Source organism: Paenibacillus sp. FSL R5-0744 (assembly GCF_037972555.1).
GTDB lineage: Bacteria > Bacillota > Bacilli > Paenibacillales > Paenibacillaceae > Paenibacillus_AQ.
Genome location: NZ_CP150228.1, coordinates 4,965,964 through 4,988,371 on the forward strand (window position 1 = coordinate 4,965,964; position 22,408 = coordinate 4,988,371).

A 22,408-nucleotide genomic window follows, 5' to 3' on the forward strand; every position below is an offset into this window, starting at 1 on the left:
CATAACCTCCCTCAAAATATTTATATATGCTGAATCGGACGTTCACACACTTGCATGGAACGCCGAATTAAGCCATTCCAATCCTCATTAGCCTTTAACAGCACCAACGGTAAGTCCTTTGATAAAATACTTTTGGAAGAAGGAGTAAACGAATACGATAGGACCGATCCCAATAACAGCCATTGCCATTCTTACTGTCTCTGTCGGCAGATTGATTTCTACACCTTGTGCAGCTAAGGCAGCCATCGCTTGAGGGCTTGCAGTCAGGAACTGAACGTTCAACATCGTCTTATACATTAGATATTGCAGATTGACATGCCCTTCGGGTGAAATAAAGATCAAGCTTAGATACCAGTCATTCCAATACGCCAAGGTTTGAAATAATCCCACTGTAGCTAGCACCGGTAACGACAAAGGCAGAATGATTTGAACGAAGATCCGAAACTCCGGTGCCCCGTCAATTTTAGCGGATTCAACTAGTGCCGGCGGGATTGTGTTTGCAAAAAAGGTTCGTAAAATGATGACAAAGAATGCTGAAACCAGCAGTGGCATAATCAGAATCCATAGCGTATCTTTCAAATGCATCATTTGAGTATAAACTAGATACCAAGGCACTAAGCCTCCATTAAACAAAAGTGTAAAAAACATAAAGAACGAAAAGAAATTACGATGTGGAAAATCCCCACGCGAGATAGGATAGGCATACATTGCCATAATTACGAGACTCAGAATCGTTCCAACCACCGTCACAAATAAGGAAACGGCAGCCGCATCTATGATTTGCCAATAATCTTTTAACAGAAATTCATATGACGAGATATCCCACTTGTTCGGGAAAAAGCTGTAGCCGTGCTGCACAACCGATTGTTCATCTGAGAACGATACGATAATCACGAGGATCAGTGGGACCACACAAATCGCCGTATAGATCCAGAAGAATATATTAATTAACAAATTGGAGATATTAGAAATTTCATTGGGTTGTCTTTGCCGTTTAGCTCTCTTTCCTGTACGACCCGACGGCCCGATTGCAGTTTCTGTCTGGCTCAACACGCCCACCTCCCTCTAAAATAACGCATCATCTTTACTTATTCGTCGTACTGCTAGATTTGCTAAGAATATCAGTAGAAATCCTACAATAGATTGCACGAGACCCGCGGCAGAGGACATCCCAATATCACCAATCGCCAGGAAGGTCTGATATACATAGGTGTCGATAACTTGCGTAGTGGAGTATAATGCTCCTGCGTTTCTAGTCACCTGAAAGAACAATCCGAAGTCTGCGTTAAAAATCCTACCAATCTGCAGTAGCGTCATTACGATGATAACCGGACTGATCAGCGGCAGCGTGATTTTGCGAATCTGCTTCCATTTAGAAGCACCGTCAATCAGCGCAGCCTCATAATATTCGTGATCTATGCCGATGATCGCAGCCATATAAATGACCGTCGTATAGCCAATCTCTTTCCACAGCTTTACTATCACTAGAATCCCCGGCCAATATTGCGACTGCGAATACCATTCAATTGGATCAACCCCAAAGAACGGAAGCAGTGTCTTGTTCATGAACCCGTGCTCAGCACTTAGAAAGCCGTATACTAAATAACTGACGACGACCCATGAGAGAAAATATGGGAGAAACATCGCACTCTGATGGAATTTTGATAGCCATCTGCTGCGCATTTCGTTAAACATAATCGCAAAAGCCAGTGAAAAAAATAGTGTAAGTACAATAAACGCAGTGTTGTACAATAGGGTATTTCTTGTAATGATCCACGCCGTCTCTGTCGAGAATAAATATTTGAAATTCGAGAACCCGACCCAATCACTGCCTAGAATGCCCTTCTGGTAATTGATATCCTTAAAAGCAATTACCGTCCCTAACATCGGTATGTAGTTATTGATGATCAGAATAATAATGGCTGGGAGCATCATCAAATAGAACACCCAATATTTCTTCATCACTCTCAGAAAATTCGGCACTCTCCCCCTGCCGCGTTTTTTTACTTCTGATAAGCTGACGGAAGGATTCGTCACACTCATGTTCTGTTCCCCCATTTCCCCATCGTCCCAATCTAGAGCCTTTTTCACGCTTGCTTGACTATCGCCTTGCACTTCCTTCTTACACTCTAATTAAAACATATGATAAATTTTGGGAGTATAGGGAGCATATTATATTTCTATAAAAAAAGAGATGATTATCCTCAATAACTAAGGATAATCATCTCTAATGTTTAAAATCATTAAATTGGTTATAACTTATGTACCTTTATCACAGCCGCAGGCTGATCGATAATCCCTTCTTTCCCCTAAGGAGTCCCCACAACCGCAGGAGTGGGACGACTCCATACCCACAACGAAGTGTGGTGAGGGAGAAGGAGCGGAGAGGAAGTTTGGAACTGTAGGAGCGGAGCGTTCGCCTAAAAGCTTTCCTTGGAAAGCTACCTCGGAAGCATATGCTATCCTCGGATTTCAACCGCGAGCAGCGGTTTCCAATCCAGAAATCCGAGGATAACAGCGACCGAAAGTCCAAACATTCCTCCGTAGTGACGCTTACCTCACCATGCTGAGTAACAGACATTCCTTGCAGTGACGCTAAACATCACCATACGCCGCCGACCTCATAACACTTCTGCCCGGCACCGGTCACGATACTCCTTAGGAGACATCCCCGTCTGCTTCTGAAATACCTTCGTGAAATAACGTCGTTCCTGATAACCGACTCCGGAACCAATCACCGTAATGCTCTTATCGCTGTTAGTAAGCATAAACTTGGCAGCTTCAATTCGCTGTTGTGTTACGTATTCCACGAAAGTCATTGCAAAACGGTTCTTAAACAAGAGGCAGAAGTAACTGCCACTGATGCCGATCTTATTCGCCACTTCCTCAATCCCGATATCTGAATGAAGATGTTCAGTGATGTATTGAGCGGCCAAGTTCATTAGCTGATCCGGCGTTTTTTTGCCATTGTCAACTTCAGGAATCTCTTGAAACAAAGGGATGCTATTATACAGTTTATTCTTAAACTGTTTACTACGGATATTAGCTCCGATCTCACGTACCTTATTGCCAAGCTCCTCATAATGTATCGGCTTACAAATGTATTCTTTTACCCCAAGACGGATCGCTTCCCGTGCATAGTCAAATTCCTGATACCCGGTAAGAAGCAGTACCTCACTATCCAATCCCAATTCCCGCAGCTTTCCTACAAAAGTTAACCCGTCCATCACTGGCATACGAATGTCACTCAACACAAGATCGGGTTGCTCCTCTTCAGCAATGCGCAAGGCGTCCATACCGCTTCGCGCCATACCGACGACCTCCATTCCCATCTCCTGCCATGGCAACACTCTCTTCAGATTATTCAGAATTGGGGCTTCGTCATCTACCAATAATACTTTTAGCATAATGATCTTCCCCCTGCTCGTATTTAGGTATGACACATTGAATAATAGTACCATATCCTGGACTGGAACAAATAAATATTCCATATCTGTCACCGTATTCAATGCGGATGCGATCCGCTACACTGCGAATGCCAAGGCCTCTACGTTCAAGATTCATCCGGTTTTCCCGTTCAACTTCAACCTCTTGCTCCACAGGATCATTCACAATATATTGGAAAATAGACAACTGAGATGGTGTAATTCCAATACCGTTATCTTCAATTCGTAAAATTAAGTCCCCTTGCTTCTCCCAAACTTTCACAGAAACTTGACCTTTGTAATCAATACCCTCAAATCCATGTTGAATGCTATTCTCTACAAGCGGTTGCAAAGTAAGCTTTAAAATGCCGCAACTCATCAATTCTTGTGGGATATCAATATCGTATTCAAATAAATCCTCAAATCTAAATTTTTGAATATCCAAATAATTGCGCAGATGTTTAATCTCTTCATCCAGTGTAATTTCTTCTCGATCCTGAATGCTAATACGTAAAATACTTGCCAGTCGGTAGACCATCTCACTGACTTTCTTGCCTTCATTCTGTATAGCCAGAACATTAATCGACTCTAACGTATTAAATAAAAAATGCGGTTTAATCTGAGCCTGTAGAACACGCATCTCGGCTTGATTCTTGCGACGCTGTTCCAAATGGATTCTGTTAAACAATCGGTTAATTTTATCCATAAGATCATTAAAGCCCTTACCAAGAAGCGTTAACTCATCATTCCCCTTCACTTCTACCCGCGAAGTTAGATCTCCATCCTCAACTCGTCGCATAAAACGAACAATTACGGCGATTGCACCAGTAATGCGATTCATAAAGAATAGATTGAAGATCACCGCTGCCAAAAAGCAAAGGAAGATAACCCCTACAAACCAGCGTGCAAATACTGTAACTTCTCGAGATAAAGAGTCCCATGAGGTTACAGACACTAGACTCCAGGGATAATCTTTTAAATGATACATGGAGAGAATACTTTTCTCCCCGTTATACTCTGTTTTAAAACTCTGAAACCCTTTTTTGAAGGTAATCTCTTTATTCGCGAATGACTGAATATCCTGCCCATCCAGCTTTTGATCTGGGTCAAATAAAATCATTCCGTCATCATTTACTAGCATAAACGATACATCCTGATTACTATCCCCAATTTTTAAATTGCGAAATATCGATTCGAGCTCCCAATTTTTGATCTGTACAACAAGGATACCTATGTTCTGAAAGAAGCTCAGTTCCTTCACGAGTCGAATTTGTGTAAACACAGGTTCAGTTCCTGTAAGTTCGGGATACTCATGAGGAGCCAGCCATTTTGGCACGCCATTCAAATCCATTACTTCCTGGTACAAATCACTTTTTTTGAAAGTATCATAGGGTAGCGTTCGGAAATTTTCCTTATTAAAAAGCGACACGATTTCAGAGTTACCTCTACCGTTAAAATTGTATAAAAAAGCATAGCTAATCGATGGATGGTTAAACAACAGACTACGGAAATTGCGCTGGCTTGCATTCAAATTGAGTTGCTCAGCATCAGTCAAATCTTGATTAGAAGGATCTTCTGCGCTAAGTGCCATATGAAAAACCGAGGTAGCAATTCCGTTGTCTGTAACGTTATCCATATCTTTTAACACATTTGAAATACTGTAACTAATTGCTTTGAGTGAGTATTCCGACTGTTGACTGTACTTCTTCTCAATAGAGTTATAAGTCACGAAAAACATAAGCATGCCTAGAATAAATAAGGGAATGATTATCAGGCCCAAAAATGCCGTAAATAATTTATAGCGCAAATTCATCGGCTAGTGCTCCTGACTGAGAAAAAAAGTTATCCTTTTACGCCACCCGCAGTTACGCCTTCAATAATTTTTTCCTGTAAAATCGCATAAATCACAATTACTGGCAGAACGCTGAAGACGATACCCGCTGACATTTGTGCATAGTTCATCTGATATTGATCACGGAATTGAACCATACCCACTGGGAGCGTACGTAGTTCATCATTTGATAGGAAGTAGTTTGCCAGCAAGAATTCGTTCCAATTGCCCAGGAAATTAACAATGAATACAGTAACCATGGCAGGTACGGTTAGAGGTACAATAATTTTAGCAAAGATACCTGGTGCCTTCAACCCATCCATGACCGCTGCCTCTTCAATTTCTCTAGGCAACGAGCGCATAAATGCAGCCAATATAATTATCGTAAACGGAATTGCATTCGCGATATAAGGGATAATCAATGCCCAGTGTGTATTCAGAATTCCCATCTTACGTACAATCGTATAAATAGGAAGCATCAATGCGTTGTTTGGAATGAGCATTCCCACCATAACTAAGGTGAACAAAATCGTATTCCATTTGCCTTGGCGCATCCGAGTAACTGCAAAAGCAAACATAGACGCTAGAATGATAGATACTACAGAAGCCAATATGGAAATGTACAAACTGTTAAAAAAGTAGGTGCTGATCTTGGCATTTACCCAAGCTTCAACGTAGTTATTGAAGACGAACTCCTTTGGAATCCCAAAAGGGTTAAGCGCTATTGCATTGTTATCCTTTTTCACAGAGGAGAATAACACGAACAGGAAAGGAAATAGAATAACTAGTAGATAGGACAATAGTGCGACGTGTGGCAGACTTTTTTTCAGGGCGCGTGGCATCAGTATTCAATCCTTTCTGTGCGTCGGGCTATCAGCAGCTGATAAATAGCTGTAACCACCAATGTAAATACAAAGATCAGGACTGCAATGGCATTACCGTACCCGTACTTAAAGTTAGTGATAGCATATTTAATCATGTAAGTTGCCATTACATCGGTTGAACCAGCAGGTCCACCCTTAGTCATTACAATGACGATATCCGCCGCTTTCATTGCTCCAGCAATGGACAACATGATTACAACAGAAATGATCGGAACAATTAAAGGAAGCGTGATACGTGTAGCACGTTGGAATCCAGTTGCGCCATCAATGGCAGCTGCTTCATCCAATTCACCTGGTATCGACAGAATAGCTGCAAGTACCATTACAATGTAGAATCCGGTCCATTGCCAAGCATTCGTGATCAGGATGGATAACATTGCGAATCTTTCATCCGACAGCCAGTAAAGTGGATCAATACCAACTAAGCCTAGAACCTTATTTAAAAGTCCAATGTTGGGCTCATAAATGAAGCCCCATAGAATACCGATAACTGCTGTAGACATAATAGAAGGCATGAAGACCGCTGTCTTATACAAGCCTTTTAGCTTCTTTACATTCGATATCAATAACGAGAAGAATATGATTAACGGTACCTGTACAAAACAGGAGAAAAGAATAAAGAAACCGTTATTTTTGACAGATATCCAGAATCGCTCGTCTCCTAATGCCTTCTCAAAATTACTGATTCCGGCAGACTTGACTGTGTCAGATACCCCATTCCAGCTAGTAAAGCTGTAATAGATTGAACTAAAGATGGGATAGATGAAGAACATCGTGAACAAGATCAGTGCTGGAAGAATAAAAAGGAAAAATACCAATGGATTTCTTAGTGCTTTATTCATGACTACCTCCGGTTGCTTTGACATCTGGCGAACAATGAATGTTTTAGATCTTTGCAAACACATAATTTCTTTGAGTTTAAAAATGTACCCTGGTTCTGGCACCAGGGTACATTCAATTTGCAGCTACTTATTCAACTGCTGCGTTTGCTTCTTCTTGTACCTTCTGTAAAGCTTCGCCCATTTTCTCTGGAGTTGTCTGACCACCAATTAGCTTTTGAATTTGAATGTTACTGATTTCTGTAGTTACATCAGCTTGAACAAGTGAGTCAAATGCTGGGAACGAAGATTGTGAGTTATTAAGTACACCTACGATTTCGCTCATCAGATCATCCGTAATATTTTCATTCAGCACGTTTTGATCAATTTTCATTGCTGGCAGTACGCCATCTTCAACAAGACCACGTAATTGCATTTCTTCGTTAAACAAGTTTTTGATGAAAGATTTCACAGCAGCCAATTGACGTGGATCTTTCTCAGCAGAAGCAGAGAAACCGTAACCATTGTTTACATCGCGCATCAATGCAGTTTGGTCGCCTACGCCACCATCAACTGGAGGAATATTGAAGAATCCAACTTTACCGATCAAACCTTCGCCAGATTGTCCTTCTTTAAATACGGAAGATTTCCAAGTACCATCATACAAGAGGATTGCTTCACTACTAGTGAATTGTGTTGTATATTCAGCATACTCGAAACCAAGTTCGCCTTTTTTGAAGTATCCTTTGTCAACCCATTCTTTGTACTTCGCAAAACCTTTTACAACGTTTGGATCAGTCCATTTAGCTTCGCCTGTTGCAAACTTAGCGGTTACATCTGGACCTGCATAACGTGACCACAAGTGGTTAGCTAGCATAAGTGGTACCCAACCAGCCTTAGATGCACCAGCCAAAGGTACTTTTCCGTCAGCCTTGATGTCAGCCAATTGTTGTTCCAATTCAGCAAATGTTGTTGGAGCTTTCCAACCCTTGCTATTGTAGTATTCTTTGTTGTAGAAGAACCCTTCACCAGATCCACCGATAGGCAATCCGTAAATTTTTCCTTCATAAGTGAAAGGATCAAGATTTGAGAATTTATCCTTAATTCCAAGTTCCTCTAGGATTGGAGTCAGATCGAGTAATTTACCTTCTTTAGCATAGATCTTAGAGTCAGGGCTTCCGAAAAGATCGAAGATCTCTGGTGGATTACCTGCAGCCATTTCACCACGTAATTTTTCTTTACGGTTTACATCTGAATCTACTCCATCAAGCTTAAAGGTCAGACCCGGTACATCACCTTCTACCTTTTTCACTACTTCTTGCAGAATAGCTAAACGTTTCTGTTTGTCGGCACCGATTTGAGTGTGACGAATCGTCATTTCGAACGGCTCGCTACTAACCGGTTCTTCTGTTGCTGGAGCATTTGTAGCATCCGCTGAATTCGTCGCGGTAGCGTTTCCATCTCCTTTGTTAGAAGATGCATTGTTGTTGCCTCCGCAACCTGCCAGTAAAGCTGATGATACAAAAATCAGGGACAATAGCAAAGTCATACCTTTTTTCATTTCTTGTGACCCCCCATATAATGTTGTGCTTTACACTTCTTATTATAGAAAACAGATTCCATTCTCGTAAGGTTAAGATTCATCCACTATAGGGATAAAAATCTCTAATGAAAGCGGAATCAACTACACGATATGTAATATAATATAACTTAATTTCAGTAATAATTACGATTAAAAGCTTTATAGCGTGATTTAACCATACATACACTTTGAAAATAATCATAAAAACTCAATGCAATGATACAATATATATCATAACGTATTTCCAACTCGTTAATTAACAGCTGTAAATATATCATTTTTTTAAAGCGAAAATACAAAATTACCCCTTTAAATGACATCAGACGTCCCTCATAACAAAAAAAGCCGTTCCTTCAGCAGTAAATCACTGAAGGAACGGCTCCACTTAATGTAGGTATAAATTATACCAATGCTGTCTGCTTACGACCTTCTTCGACTAAGCGGTACGCCCGCTGAACTTCTTCATCCGTAGGGGATGGCACTCCATCCAATTCATAAGCCTTACCGAGCATTTCCCATTTATAGATACCCATTTGATGATAAGGTAAGATTTCAAATTTCTCAACGCCATTTAAGGTTCCAATATAACGACCTAGATTGATAAGGTCCTCTTCACGGTCATGAATGCCTGGAACATATACATGTCTAATCCACATCTTACGGTTATGGTCTGACAGCCAACGTGCAAGCTTCAAGGTCCGATCATTAGATTTACCAGTTAACTTAATGTGTGCTTCTTCATCAATATGCTTCAAATCGAGCATCACCAAGTCTGTAACATCCAATAAGTCATTAATCTTGTCACCTTCGTTATAACCATTACTATCTAATGTGGTGTGCAGATTCCAACGCTTCTTAACTTCCGTAAATAACTGTTTTACAAATTGTGCCTGCAAAGTTGGTTCTCCGCCGGATACAGTTAACCCACCACCGGATGAACGATAGTAGTTTAAATATGGCTCGATCTCCGAAAGCACTTCTTCTAGAGTCATTTCCTTACCTTCATCTAAAGCCCAAGTATCAGGGTTATGGCAATACTGGCATTTCAGCAAGCACCCTTGCATAAATAAGACAAATCGAATACCAGGTCCGTCAACGGTTCCAAAGGTTTCCAAGGAGTGTATGCGACCTTTAATCATAGGATGTCATCCTTTCTCCAGGACTGACTAACAGTCCATCTTTCACGAAGAAGAATCCCTGCCCTTAAGACTGTGTTCTCCTTAATCGCGACCGTAAAATTTAAAATTTTAATGATTCTTGAACAAGATATTACCGCCCTTGAAACAAGAGCGGTAATTCCTTGCAAATATTTTAGTGCATATCTCAATGAAAGATCTTTATAAATATAAACAAATTACATTGAACCGTGGAAAGTACGGTTAATTACGTCCATTTGTTGTTCGCGAGTCAACTTGATGAAGTTAACTGCATAACCGGATACGCGGATAGTCAATTGTGGATAGTTCTCTGGGTGATCCATAGCGTCCATCAGCTGTTCACGGTTAAATACGTTAACGTTCAAATGCTGAGCGTTATTATGGAAGTATCCGTCCATCATGTGTACCAGGTTAGACTTACAGGATTCATCGTCTTTACCTAGTGCCTTAGGTACGATAGAAAACGTATTGGAGATACCATCTTGTGCATCGGAGTAAGGCAGTTTGGCTACAGAGTTCAGTGAAGCCAGAGCACCTTTCTTGTCGCGTCCGTGCATTGGGTTAGCACCTGGTGCGAATGGTTCGCCTTTTTTACGTCCGTCAGGTGTTGTACCTGTCTTCTTACCGTACACTACATTCGAAGTAATGGTCAATACCGATTGTGTCGGTACAGCATCACGATATGTTTTGTGTTTACGGATCATAGACATGAAGGTTTCAACCAATTCTACTGCGATGTTGTCTACAGCATCGTCATTGTTACCGTAGCAAGGGAATTCGCCTTCAGTTTCGAAGTCAATTGCAATACCTTGTTCGTTACGGATTGGTTTAACTTTTGCGTATTTAATAGCACTCAGTGAGTCAGCTGCAACGGACAGACCAGCGATACCACAAGCCATTGTACGCAGAATGTCGCGATCATGCAGTGCCATTTCGATACGTTCGTAAGAATATTTGTCATGCATATAGTGAATGATGTTCAAAGTGTTAACATAAGTCTTAGCCAACCACTCCATCATCGGTTTGAAACGTTTCATTACTTCGTCATAATCTAGATATTCAGAAGTGATAGCTGGGAATTCCGGTCCAACTTGTGCTCCGGATTTTTCGTCTTTACCACCATTAATAGCATACAGCAAAGCTTTTGCCAGGTTGGCACGAGCGCCGAAGAACTGCATTTGTTTACCGATACGCATTGGAGATACGCAGCATGCAATCGCATAATCTTCACCCCAGTATGGACGCATTAGATCGTCGTTTTCATACTGAATTGCACTAGTTTCGATAGAAACCTTAGCACAATATTTTTTGAAGCCTTCAGGCAATCTTTCGGACCAAAGTACAGTTAAGTTTGGTTCCGGAGCTGGACCCAAGTTGTACAGGGTGTTCAGGAAACGGAAGCTGTTCTTGGTAACACGAGTGGTTCCATCTTCAGCCATACCACCGATGGATTCAGTTACCCAAGTAGGGTCTCCAGAGAACAGGTCATTATAGTCAGGTGTACGCAAGAATTTCACGATACGCAGTTTCATTACGAAATGATCGACAATTTCTTGGACTTGTTCTTCAGTCAAAGTACCTTCTTCAATATCGCGTTCTGCATAGATGTCTAGGAAGGAAGAAACACGTCCCAGGGACATCGCTGCACCATTTTGTTCTTTAACTGCTGCCAGATATCCAAAGTATACCCATTGAGTAGCTTCTTTAAAGTTCATCGCTGGTTTGGAAATATCCATGCCGTGAGCAGCTGCCATTTCTTTCAATTCGCCCAGTGCACGAATTTGCTCGGACAGCTCTTCACGTAAACGAATTACTTCTTCTGTCATGGAGTCAACTTCAAGCTCAGCTAGTTGTTGCTTTTTGTCTTTAATCAAGAAATCAATACCGTACAGAGCTATGCGGCGGTAGTCGCCGATAATACGTCCACGGCCGTAAGCATCAGGAAGACCTGTGATAACGCCGGATTTACGCACTGCTCTCATGTCTGGTGTATATGCATCAAATACGCCTTGGTTATGCGTTTTGCGAATGTTCGTGAACATGTCAACGATGTTTTGTGGAAGCTCGAAGCCATAAGCCTTCGTAGCATCAACCATCATCTTGATCCCGCCGAACGGCTGGATGGAACGTCTGAAAGGAGCGTCAGTCTGCACGCCTACAATTTGTTCCTTGTCCTTGTCAATGTAGCCTGGAGCATGTGAAGTGATTGTGGAGACAGTATCTAGGGAAACATCCCATACGCCGCCTCTTTCTCTTTCTTCCTTACTCAGCTGGGAAATAATCTTCCACAGTTCAGTTGTGTTACTAGTAGGACCTACGAGGAACTCTTCGTTACCTTCATAAGGCTTAATGTTACTAGCGATAAAGTTGTTAACATCAACTTTCTTGGACCATTTACCTTTTGTAAAACTTCTCCAACCGGATTTCACTTCATTTACTTCTTTTTCAATCACCGACATGCTAAATCCCTCCATCTATATTTATTATATTTGTAGAGATCGCGGGCTTGAAGGTTGATCCCGTGTCTCGTGATCCCCAAAAGATGTGGTTGTTCCAAATTTCACAATCAACATTTCATATGTGGGACCGTTGTTTATATAAACATTCTAGTTTATTTTCTATAAAAACACTGTGACAAATATCACCTTTCGAGTGATATTTGTCACCTTTATCTAAGTCCACAACTATCCTATTCTCTATTTAACCATTTATTAATTATCAAATCTTCCGTAGAACGCATTACGGTATACATCAGCAAGCTCAGAAACCAGTGGCAGCTTAGGATTGGCAGTTGTACATTGATCTTCAAACGCACGGTCAGCCAAGTAATCTACGCGGGATTCGAAGTCCTTAGGATCAAAGCCCAGTTGTTGGAACGATTCTTCGATGCCCAATTTTTTATTCATATCGCGAATAGCATTGATCAGGCTAGTTACACCTTCTTCAGTTGTGCGAGCTGGCAATCCCAGAATACGGGCAATTTCAGCATAACGCTCATCAGCTACGAAGTGCGAATATTTAGGGAACGAAGCGAACTTCGTAGGTTTTTTAGCATTGTAGCGGATAACGTGTGGCATAAGGATCGCGTTAGTACGACCGTGAGCAGTGTGGTACTGTCCGCCCCATTTATGTGCCAAACTGTGGTTAATACCCAAGAATGCATTGGCAAAGGCCATACCAGCAAGTGTTGATGCGTTATGCATTTTCTCACGTGCTACTCTGTCGCCTTCCAGCGCCGATTTTTCAAGGTATTGGAATACCAGTTGGATGGCTTTAATAGCTAGACCATCAGTGTAGTCACTCGCCATAACTGATACATAAGCTTCGATAGCATGTGTCAATACGTCCATACCTGTATCAGCAACAGCAGTTTTTGGCAAGCTGTATACGAACTCTGGATCAATGATAGCTACATCTGGAGTTAACTCGTAGTCAGCCAAAGGATATTTAGTGTGCTGTTCAGTTGTTTTATCGGTAATAACTGCGAAAGATGTTACTTCCGAACCTGTACCCGAAGTAGTTGGAATAGCTACAAATTTAGCTTTGTTACCAAGTTTAGGGAATTTATATACCCGTTTACGGATATCCATGAATTTTTGTTTCAGACCATTAAAGTCTGCGTCTGGATGTTCATAGAATAACCACATTCCTTTTGCAGCATCCATTGGGGAACCGCCGCCAAGTGCGATAATGCAGTCCGGTTGGAATCTGTTCATCATTGCAGTACCTTTTTCAACTGTAGTTGTCGATGGATCTGGTTCAACTTCAGAGAACACTTCGATAGCTACAGGAGTTTGACGTTGACGCAGGTAATGTTCAACTCTTTCAACATATCCAAGCTTAACCATCATTGGGTCAGTGATAATTGCGACACGTGTGATATCAGGCATTTTGGTCAGGTACTGAGTAGCGCCTTTTTCGAAATAGATCTTGTCAGGTACTTTAAACCATTGCATATTCACGGTACGACGATTCACCCTTTTCACGTTGATCAAATTGATTGCTGTAACGTTTTGCGACACGGAGTTACGTCCATAAGATCCGCAGCCCAGAGTCAACGAAGGGATATTAGTGTTGTAGATATCGCCGATCGCACCATGTGTGGAAGGCGAGTTAACGAGAATACGTCCTGTTTGCAGACGGTTAGAGAACTTCATGATTACTTCTTCATTGTTGGAGTGGATAGCCGAGCTATGTCCCATACCACCAAATTCAACAATTTGAGCTGCGCGTTCGATACCTTGATCTGCATTCTTAACTTTGTAGCAAGCAAGAACCGGGCTTAATTTTTCAGCGGAAAGTGGATATTTAGTGCCTACACCTTCAAGTTCTGCTACCAGAATCTTTGTGCCGGCAGGGACTTGAATGCCACACATTTCAGCAATCTTCACTGCGGATTGACCTACGATTGCTGGGTTAACCGCACATTTATCTACGTTCATTGCTCCACTAGTCAGTTTGGCAGCTTCTTCTTTATTCACAAAGTAGCAGCCATTAGCAATCATCTTTTTCTTCACTTGATCGAAGATTGGTTCTTCGATAATAACAGCTTGCTCGGAAGCACAGATCATACCATTATCAAATGTTTTAGAAAGAATGATGTCCGTTACGGCTTGATCAATATCCGCGCTCTTTTCAATAAAAGCAGGTACGTTACCAGGGCCTACGCCAAGTGCTGGTTTACCACAGCTGTAAGCTGCTTTTACCATTGCAGAACCACCAGTTGCCAAGATAAGAGCAACGTCTGGGTTGTTCATCAATGCGTTTGTCTTGTCCATTGTTGGCATTTCAATCCATTGGATACAGTTCTCAGGAGCGCCAGCTTTCACGGCAGCATCATGAAGAATTTTTGCAGCAGCTGCACTACACTCTTGCGCAGATGGGTGGAAACCGAATATAATAGGGTTCCGTGTCTTAATCGAAATCAACGCTTTAAACATCGTGGTGGATGTAGGGTTGGTTACCGGTGTGATACCCATAACAATTCCGACGGGTTCAGCAATTTTTTGGAAGCTATCATAAGCGTTGTCTTCAATAACGCCTACTGTTTTATCGTATTTAATTCCGTGCCAGATATATTCAGTTGAGAAGATGTTCTTCGTAATTTTGTCTTCGTATACGCCGCGTCCAGTTTCTTCTACGGCCAATTTTGCGAGGTACATATGTTTGTCGAGTCCAGCCAACGCCATTGCATGAACGATTGTGTCAACTTGCTCTTGGTCTAGCGCCATGAACGCCTCATGCGCTTTTTTTGCTTTATCCACTAAATTCTGAATATACTCTTCAGCGGTAACTTGTTTAACTTGGGCGGCGACTTCGTTCTTAACTGCCATCTCCCTCGTCCTCCTGTCAATTTTTAGTTGTTTTTCTCTACACATTTATCTTATCACATGATTTCCACCTTGTATAGTGAAATCTTTCACAAAGTATAAAGTTTTTTTGATTTGTTTTCAAAGCGCTTTCATTCGATCATATTATAGTCTTTTTACCATATTATGTGCTATAGAACCCTTTAAATCTTAGAATTATACTTTAATAAGCAAAATTTTAGCTCCTTTTTATTCCATATATCTAAAATCAGTGCACAAAAATGTATACTCTTCATCACAGTCAATTACGATTTTTCTACACCGTCATAATTTCCAATTGATTATCACTATTTCTGAAGATTTATAAATTTATAAATCTTCACAACAAAAAAGCCGGCCCCAAAGGGGCCGGTTTTTGCATTAAACTATTCCGCTTTAATCGTATCAAAGAATTTCTCTTGCACTGTTTTAGCTGCTGCTTCTAGCTGGCTCTTGGAATCCGTTCCTTTTTTGGAGAACAGCTCTTGAATAACATTGGACATGGTTGCGTAATAGTCCTGTGTGTTGTATTGAGCTTCAGGTTTACCATCCAAAAGTCCCATAATGTCAGGGCTATATTGGTATACATTTGTGTACTTGTCATAAACCGCTTTGGTCTTCTTACCAAACTCAGAATCAGCTGAGTAGTAGTCTAAGAGCGGCGGGATAAAGTATTTGCCATCGGTTGTACGTTGTTGAAGAATTGCATCCAGCGCTTCCAAACCTTTGTCAGAGAAATAATCAAAAGTAATGTAGCGGAATGCCATTTCTTGTTCATCTGGCGTAGCATTTGGATTGATTACTAGATAGTCACCACCAAGTACCCCTGTGTGCTTACCGCCTTTTTCCATAGCTGGCATAGGATACGTAAGCACATCCTCAGGTTTCAGTCCACCTTGGTTCAACGCTTGCTCGATAACGCCATCAGATCCGGCCATTACCATTGCTGTACGACTTTGTTGGAACGCACCTACAGCATCGCCCCAACCAAGTGCCCAGTCCTGAGGAATCGCGTTAGCTTCCCATCTAAGTTTCTTGTAGAAATCCAGTGCTTTTACGCCAGCATCGGAATTAAATGTAGCTATAACCTTACCGCCTTCAATCTTTTGAATCTCTCCGCCAGCTTCAAACAGGAAGTTGGTCCAGTTCCAACCTGATTCGTTCCCCTTACCCATTGGAGCAATACCGGAAATCCCTTTTTTGGCATCAGCTACACCTTTAGCCGTATTCAGCATATCATCCCAAGTCCAATCCATAGGTGGAATGGCTACGCCTTTTTCATCCAGCATTTTTTTGTTGATCATAGTGGTTGTTACATAACCTTTTTGTGTTACTCCGAAAACTTTGCCGTCGATGATAAATTGATTTTGAAGCACTGTGTTAATTTGATCTTTAAATTCATATTTGTTCCACAGATCTGTGATGTCAGCAACCCAGCCCTTTTCAACCAGGAATTTAGCTTCTGTAGCAAAAGTATTAAAGAAGGTTGGTGCTTCATTCGCAGCCATTTTAATTCCGATTTCACTTACATTGTACTGCCAGTCATCTTTAACGATTTCTACGTTCGGATATACCTCTTGGAAACGTTTGATTTTGTCGTCTTCCTGTGCTCTTATTTCAGTCAGGTCAGGTGTTGGATAGTGAATCTTGATCGTCACTTTTCTTTGAGTAATGTCATCCACTGGCGCATCTGTAGCGGTTGCTGTATTATCCGTTACCGCATTTGTTGGCGCAGCAGATGCTTCACCGCCTTTGTTCCCCGCTGTATTTCCGTTATTGTTGCCGCTGCAAGCAGATAGCAACGATCCGGCTACAAGTACGCTTAGTAGAACGCTAGAGTACTTACGCATTGAAACTCCCCTTTTCAATTCATAATTATCTTACATATCGATCATAAATTAGAAACCGTTTACAAACGAGGTGCATTTATATTCCTTTCATGTGCATGTTTACGATCCGTGGTTAAATTCGTCGATAATTGCTTATCCTTTCACTGCCGACAAAGCAACCCCACGCATAATGAATTTCTGGAAAATCAAGAAGACAATGATTGGAGGCAAGGATACTATAAACAGGATTGCAAATTTAATATTAGTATTGAGTGCCTTCACATTAATAACGTATTTATAAATGGCTGTCGCAAGCGTATATTTCTCTTCACTGTGCATAACCAGAGATGGCCAGAACCAGTCATTCCATGCGGTAGAAAAGATAAAGATCGCTAATGTAGCAAAAATCGGAATGGATAGTGGCACGGCAATGGAGAAAAAGCTTCTCGGCTCAGAGGCCCCATCAATTCGTGCTGCTTCAAAGATTTCTGGATGAATCCCGTCAAAAAAGTTCTTTAACAATAGAAAGTAGAACGTGTTCGCTCCCGCTGGCAACCAGAAGGCCGCATACTGATTCAGCAATCCGAGCTCTTTCAAATTGACAAAGTTCGGGATCATGTAACTGGTCGCCGGAATAAACAATGTCATCAGGAAGAAGAAGTAAATAGCTCTTTTGTAAGGAACATTCATACGAGAAATACTAAAAGCCGACATTCCCAATACGACAAGCGTCACGACCATATTCCCTAAAAAGATATAAATGGTGTTTCTAAGGAACATGGGTAGATCAATGTAATTCATCGCATCTTTAAGATTACTGAAGTGCCATTCCTGAGGGAAAAAATGCGGCGGGAATGAATTCACTTCTTGATTCGACTTCAACCCGTTGAATAACGTCATACAAATCGGGTACAGCATGCTAAAAACCATAACCAAAATGACTACGCACATCAAGCCATAAACAATCTTATTACTTGTTTTTTTCAAATCGTGTTCTGAAAGAATTCCTCTATCTGCGCTTTTCATCTTAGTAGTCCTCCTTGTTAAGCTTGAACTGTAAAATGCCCAAACCACCTAGGACAATGAACATTAACATGCCAAGCGCAGTAGCTGTTCCATAATCGAGTCTTGTAAATGCATATTTCACGATCAGCAGCGCATAGGTAAGCGTAGTATTATTTGGCCCGCCATCAAGCAGCGCCATCTGTGACTGATACCCTTGTGAAGTACCAATAATTTGCAGGATCAGCATCAAAAAGATCAAATTACGCAGTGAAGGCAATGTGATGTACTTTATACGTGCCCATATACCTGCTCCATCAATCTCAGCGGCTTCATACCAATCTCTTGGAATGCTGAGTACAGCAGCTAAGTATATTAGCATCCCTGATCCGAACTGCTGCCATGTTTCCATAAACACAAGGGAAATCATCGACCATCTTGTATCTGTTAAGAAGGCAACCTGATCCACACCCATTGTGCCTAGTAACGCATTAATCGGGCCCACCGGATCATAAAGCCATCTCCACAGTCCATAGAGAACCACACCAGGCATTACGAAAGGAAGGTAAGCCGCTACACGTACAAAGCCCCCAAACTTTCTCAGCTCCGAGATCATGATGGCAAAAGCAATCGGAACCCAAAAACCGATAATAAGACATAGAAACATGTAATACCCAGTGTTCTTTAATGCGGTCAAAACATCTGGATCACTAAGTGCTCTACTGTAGTTCTCAAAGCCTACAAAGCTATTACCTTTCACAAAATCAACATGGTAAAAGCTGTACAGTAAGCCTTTAAAAATTGGAACCCACAAGAACATAATAAAAATAATTACGGCAGGTACGAGGAACATATATCCCCAAAAGTTTTTCTTCCAGCGGTTTTGCTTGTACGGTGTCCCCTTCAGCGTCGCCGGGTTTTCAGTTACTACTGCGGTTTGATTCATCAGGCTCCCTCATTCCATTGTTCTATCAGCATTTTTCGCAAAATGCTTCCTACCTTAAATTGTAGGAAATGAGGGTTGTACTGAACATGTCTATATCTACCGAAGTCATGAGTGTTTTTACTTCTTCAATTCACTGGGGCTAATCCCATAATATTTTTTGAAAATTTTACTAAAATGCTCGGGTGATTCATAACCCACACGTTCCGCAATTTCGTATCTGCGAAGATCGGTATTCAAAATCATCTCCCGACTTTCTTCCATCCGGAGCTTAATTACATATTCCCACAGGTTATAACCTGTATTTTTCTTAAATAGGTAGCTCAAATAATTGGGGCTAACATGATTCTTTTTAGCCACATCGTGAATAGTAAGTCCTTTTTGAGCATAGTTCTCGTCAATATATTCTTTTGCTTTTTGTACGATCAGATTGCTATGCGTATGAAGTTCTTCTACAGAAGGATCACTCGTGTAACTATTCCAGTTAAAATCCCCATAATAGAACACGTAATGGTCACTATGCTCATTATTCCAAAGAATTGCATTAGAGGCCTGACGGTTCAACACGGCCATAAACGAAAGCCCCTTTAAAATCTGGCTAATGCCAATGACTACGTTCAGATGTAAATATTTATGGATATTAAAATGTAGACTACGACCAAGTATATCTAGCCTGTTGATTTGGCCGGCAGAAGAATCTTCATAGCTTTTTTCATCCCATTGAATAATGATCGTAATTTCTCCATCCGGCGCATAAAAGGCTATCGAGTTCCATTCCTGATCCATTAATTCTTTGGCAATGTTCAGCGCAGCATAACAAAGAAGCCGTCTGTCCCGCATAGTATACTGCTTCTCCTGATTCACTCCAGACAGTGGCACCTTAAGTTTTAAGACGGAAAAATACGGCCCTTGTAGCTTCAGGTTATCCAGCTTCAGCAGGTTATCTCCTTCAGCTAGTACAACTCCAGGGTCAATGAGCAATTCGTTCAAGAGCTTGCTATATTCCGGCAGCGGCTCTTCCAGTCGAAAGCTTTCGTTAATTCCAGACATGAAGACATCTAGTTCTGGTGAGGGCTTCCCCATCTTAAGGAGTACATTTCGGACCGAATCCAAAAACTGCTCACTATTCAAAGGCTTGATTAAATAATCCTTTGCCCCGAGCCTAACAGCCATTTGAGCATATTGAAACGTCTCATGAGCAGAAATCACGATGGTCTGTACCCATGGTTTGGCTAGTTTGGCATGCTGCATCAAATCAATTCCACTCATCGCACCCATCTGTATGTCCGTAACGAGCAGATCAATTTCCTCCATACGTATACAGTCTAGTGCTTCAAATCCGCTATTAGCTGTATAGATATTAGAAATATCCAGCCCGGATGAAGCTAATAAATTGCTCAATCCTTTACAAATCAATGGTTCGTCATCCACAACCAATATATTGAACATATCTGCATGCTCCCCTTCCTTAGTCCTGATTCTCCGATTTCGGAAGCTTAACTGTTACTAGCGTTCCGCCTTCTGTACGAGGGGTATAGCTGATGCCATAATCAGAGCCAAAATGTAAATGAATACGCTGGTTAATATTGCGGATACCATAACCGCTAGTGGGATTGGGGCTTTCATCATTCAATACAGCTTCTATGGCTTCATAGTCAACAGACTTATAGCCGTTATCTTCAATAGAGATCCTAACGGTTTCATCCTCACATACTGTAGTGATGGTGATCTCACCATCCTCGCCCATATTTTTAACCCCATGAATAATAGCATTTTCTATTAATGGCTGCAGCGTGATTTTTGGAATTAGGTTGCTTTTCGTATCCGGGTGAATATTCATCACAACTTGAAATACATAATCATAACGGTGCTGCTGTAGCTTGATATAGGCCGTTGCATGCTCCAGCTCTTCTTCAAGGCTGATCAGCTCCCTCCCCCGACTAAGACTGATCTTCATTAGTTTGGACAATTCCTTGATCATCTCGGCGGATTCGGCATTTCCTTCTAAAGAGCTTTTCCAATAAATGCTCTCTAGGGTGTTGTAAAGCAAATGAGGGTTGATTTGTTGATATAGAAGTTGAAGCTGGGATTCCTTCTGTTTAAGCTCCATCTGATATTTGTATGTGATTAATCCGTTTAGCCTTCGGGCCATATCATAGGTAGAAGCAATCAGCACACTGACCTCATCGTTACTCCCCCTCCGTGGTGTCTCTGGAACTCGATTACCCGGCTCGTATTTTCGCACGAAAAAAGCCAGCTTTTGCAAAGGTGTCATTAATGAACGCCAGAAGTACGTAATCATAATTAGTCCAAATACTGCATAAGCCACGGTGATGTATTGAATAACACTTTTCATTTCGTTCTGTTGCTGCAGTAGCGCCTTTACCGGAACTTTGTAGACCAGTTTTTGTCCAAGCGCATGGTTATTGTTAACCACATAGATAAAATCGGAGGTAATCACATCCACAGTACCTTCCAGATCCTCGGCAACAACCGTCTCCGGCAACGCAATTACTTCTCCAGTATTATTCGTAGTAGAGGCGAGAACACGGTTGTTTAAGTCTGTTAAGTAAATTTCGCCGTCAGGCAAAGAGATCGATTTGAGAGATTCTCCAATTTTAGAGTCCATTTTGGTGATGACCAAAACCCCTATAGTCTCTGCTTTTCTGGAAATGTTGTTTACAGCTCTCATGTAAGTAAGTGTCTTTAAATTCTCCGCTTGAGCGCTTAGCCTCTCCGTGAACTTCAGCGAGCCGCGTCCTTTCTTCTGAACAACCTCCTCAAACCAGTAAGGCTCTTCGGCTTTAGAAAAGAAATAAACTCCCGCCTTCTTAACCTGTGGAAAATTGGGAGCAAAAAAGTAATAATCATTCGGATCGTATATATAAAGGGAGTAATAGATGCCATCACCACGTTCAGCCCCCTGAGAGTAACTGACCAACAGCTTCTCTATTGTCTCATATCGTTTGACTCGCTCCAGTATGGTATCCGAGCCAGTCATATTCATTTGCTGAATCAGAGGATTTTGAATCACGGTGGTAGTGATTTTATTTACTGTATCGATATCCCGATTAATGATCGTAAAGTTCTGCTTGTTCAATTCCACATATGCATTCGTAACATGGCGCTTCAGTATTTGTTCTGCCTTCAAATTCCCATATATGTTCAAAAAGAAAATAGGAGAAATCATAATCAGGAATAGTAGGATGAGCTGCTGCTTGACGCTCAGCTTTCGAATCAATCTAATCAGCCTAGACAACACTATAGTCACACCTCCGGGTTAAATAACTATATCAAAGGGATAAACGCTTACATATGTTCATTTTAAAGTTTTTTATGGTCATTTGTATGTAGTTTTTTTCTGTTGTACGGATTTGAATGAGAGGGAATCATGGTGTCATTACGAGGAAACTTTGGACTTACGGCCGCTGTTGTCTCCAGATTTTCTGATTTATACCGCCACTGGCGGATAAAATCCGGAGACAAAGGCGGACGCTTTCGCTCCTCCAGTTCCAAAATTCCTCTCCATGACCTTCTTTCCTCTCAAAAAAACCGAAAACAGAAAAAAGGGAGGGCGGGCAGGGACCAC

Annotated in this window: 15 protein-coding genes; all 15 read right to left on the minus strand. The window is 41.4% G+C overall.

The window, feature by feature from the left end; translation table 11 throughout:
• Window positions 1–87 precede the first annotated feature (87 nt).
• Window positions 88–1,050: a carbohydrate ABC transporter permease gene (locus tag MKY19_RS22035; RefSeq protein WP_231573325.1), complete on the minus strand. Its 963-nt coding sequence runs from the start codon at window positions 1,048–1,050 to the stop codon at window positions 88–90.
• 15 nt (window positions 1,051–1,065) lie between these two features.
• A complete protein-coding gene (locus MKY19_RS22040) occupies window positions 1,066–2,091 on the minus strand; it encodes an ABC transporter permease subunit (RefSeq protein WP_339266345.1) in 1,026 nt (341 codons plus the stop codon).
• A 530-nt stretch (window positions 2,092–2,621) separates the two neighbouring features.
• Window positions 2,622–3,407, minus strand: a complete 786-nt coding sequence (locus tag MKY19_RS22045; protein WP_076284462.1) for a response regulator — start codon at window positions 3,405–3,407, stop codon at window positions 2,622–2,624.
• Window positions 3,382–5,238 carry a sensor histidine kinase gene (locus tag MKY19_RS22050; protein WP_076284461.1) on the minus strand — a complete coding sequence of 619 codons (1,857 nt, stop codon included), beginning with the start codon at window positions 5,236–5,238 and terminating at the stop codon, window positions 3,382–3,384. Before MKY19_RS22050 ends, MKY19_RS22045 begins: the two co-directional genes overlap by 26 nt.
• Before the next feature lie 29 nt (window positions 5,239–5,267).
• Window positions 5,268–6,098: a carbohydrate ABC transporter permease gene (locus MKY19_RS22055; protein ID WP_042129876.1), complete on the minus strand. Its 831-nt coding sequence runs from the start codon at window positions 6,096–6,098 to the stop codon at window positions 5,268–5,270.
• Complete coding sequence (locus tag MKY19_RS22060) at window positions 6,098–6,982, minus strand: sugar ABC transporter permease (protein ID WP_042190519.1); 885 nt, start codon at window positions 6,980–6,982, stop codon at window positions 6,098–6,100. The genes MKY19_RS22055 and MKY19_RS22060 overlap by 1 nt, the downstream gene beginning before the upstream one ends.
• 127 nt (window positions 6,983–7,109) lie before the next feature.
• On the minus strand, window positions 7,110–8,519 hold the full coding sequence (locus MKY19_RS22065; RefSeq protein ID WP_042190521.1) for an extracellular solute-binding protein: 1,410 nt from the start codon (window positions 8,517–8,519) through the stop codon (window positions 7,110–7,112).
• A 422-nt stretch (window positions 8,520–8,941) separates the two neighbouring features.
• Complete coding sequence (gene pflA / locus MKY19_RS22070) at window positions 8,942–9,679, minus strand: pyruvate formate-lyase-activating protein (protein WP_042190523.1); 738 nt, start codon at window positions 9,677–9,679, stop codon at window positions 8,942–8,944.
• 215 nt (window positions 9,680–9,894) lie between these two features.
• Window positions 9,895–12,156 carry a formate C-acetyltransferase gene (gene pflB / locus MKY19_RS22075; protein ID WP_042190525.1) on the minus strand — a complete coding sequence of 754 codons (2,262 nt, stop codon included), beginning with the start codon at window positions 12,154–12,156 and terminating at the stop codon, window positions 9,895–9,897.
• 252 nt (window positions 12,157–12,408) lie between these two features.
• Window positions 12,409–15,030 (minus strand): bifunctional acetaldehyde-CoA/alcohol dehydrogenase, encoded by a 2,622-nt coding sequence (adhE, locus tag MKY19_RS22080; protein ID WP_042129885.1) that lies wholly within the window; start codon window positions 15,028–15,030, stop codon window positions 12,409–12,411.
• A gap of 401 nt (window positions 15,031–15,431) precedes the next feature.
• Complete coding sequence (locus MKY19_RS22085; RefSeq protein WP_076300846.1) at window positions 15,432–16,895, minus strand: extracellular solute-binding protein; 1,464 nt, start codon at window positions 16,893–16,895, stop codon at window positions 15,432–15,434.
• Window positions 16,896–17,027: 132 nt separating this feature from the next.
• Window positions 17,028–17,900: a carbohydrate ABC transporter permease gene (locus tag MKY19_RS22090; RefSeq protein WP_042190530.1), complete on the minus strand. Its 873-nt coding sequence runs from the start codon at window positions 17,898–17,900 to the stop codon at window positions 17,028–17,030.
• Window position 17,901: 1 nt separating this feature from the next.
• Window positions 17,902–18,822 carry a sugar ABC transporter permease gene (locus tag MKY19_RS22095; RefSeq protein WP_042129891.1) on the minus strand — a complete coding sequence of 307 codons (921 nt, stop codon included), beginning with the start codon at window positions 18,820–18,822 and terminating at the stop codon, window positions 17,902–17,904.
• Window positions 18,823–18,939: 117 nt separating this feature from the next.
• Complete coding sequence (locus MKY19_RS22100) at window positions 18,940–20,268, minus strand: response regulator (protein WP_076300845.1); 1,329 nt, start codon at window positions 20,266–20,268, stop codon at window positions 18,940–18,942.
• A gap of 19 nt (window positions 20,269–20,287) precedes the next feature.
• Entirely contained in the window at window positions 20,288–22,009 is a 1,722-nt protein-coding gene (locus MKY19_RS22105; protein ID WP_339804434.1) for a histidine kinase, read from the minus strand.
• Window positions 22,010–22,408 lie beyond the last annotated feature (399 nt).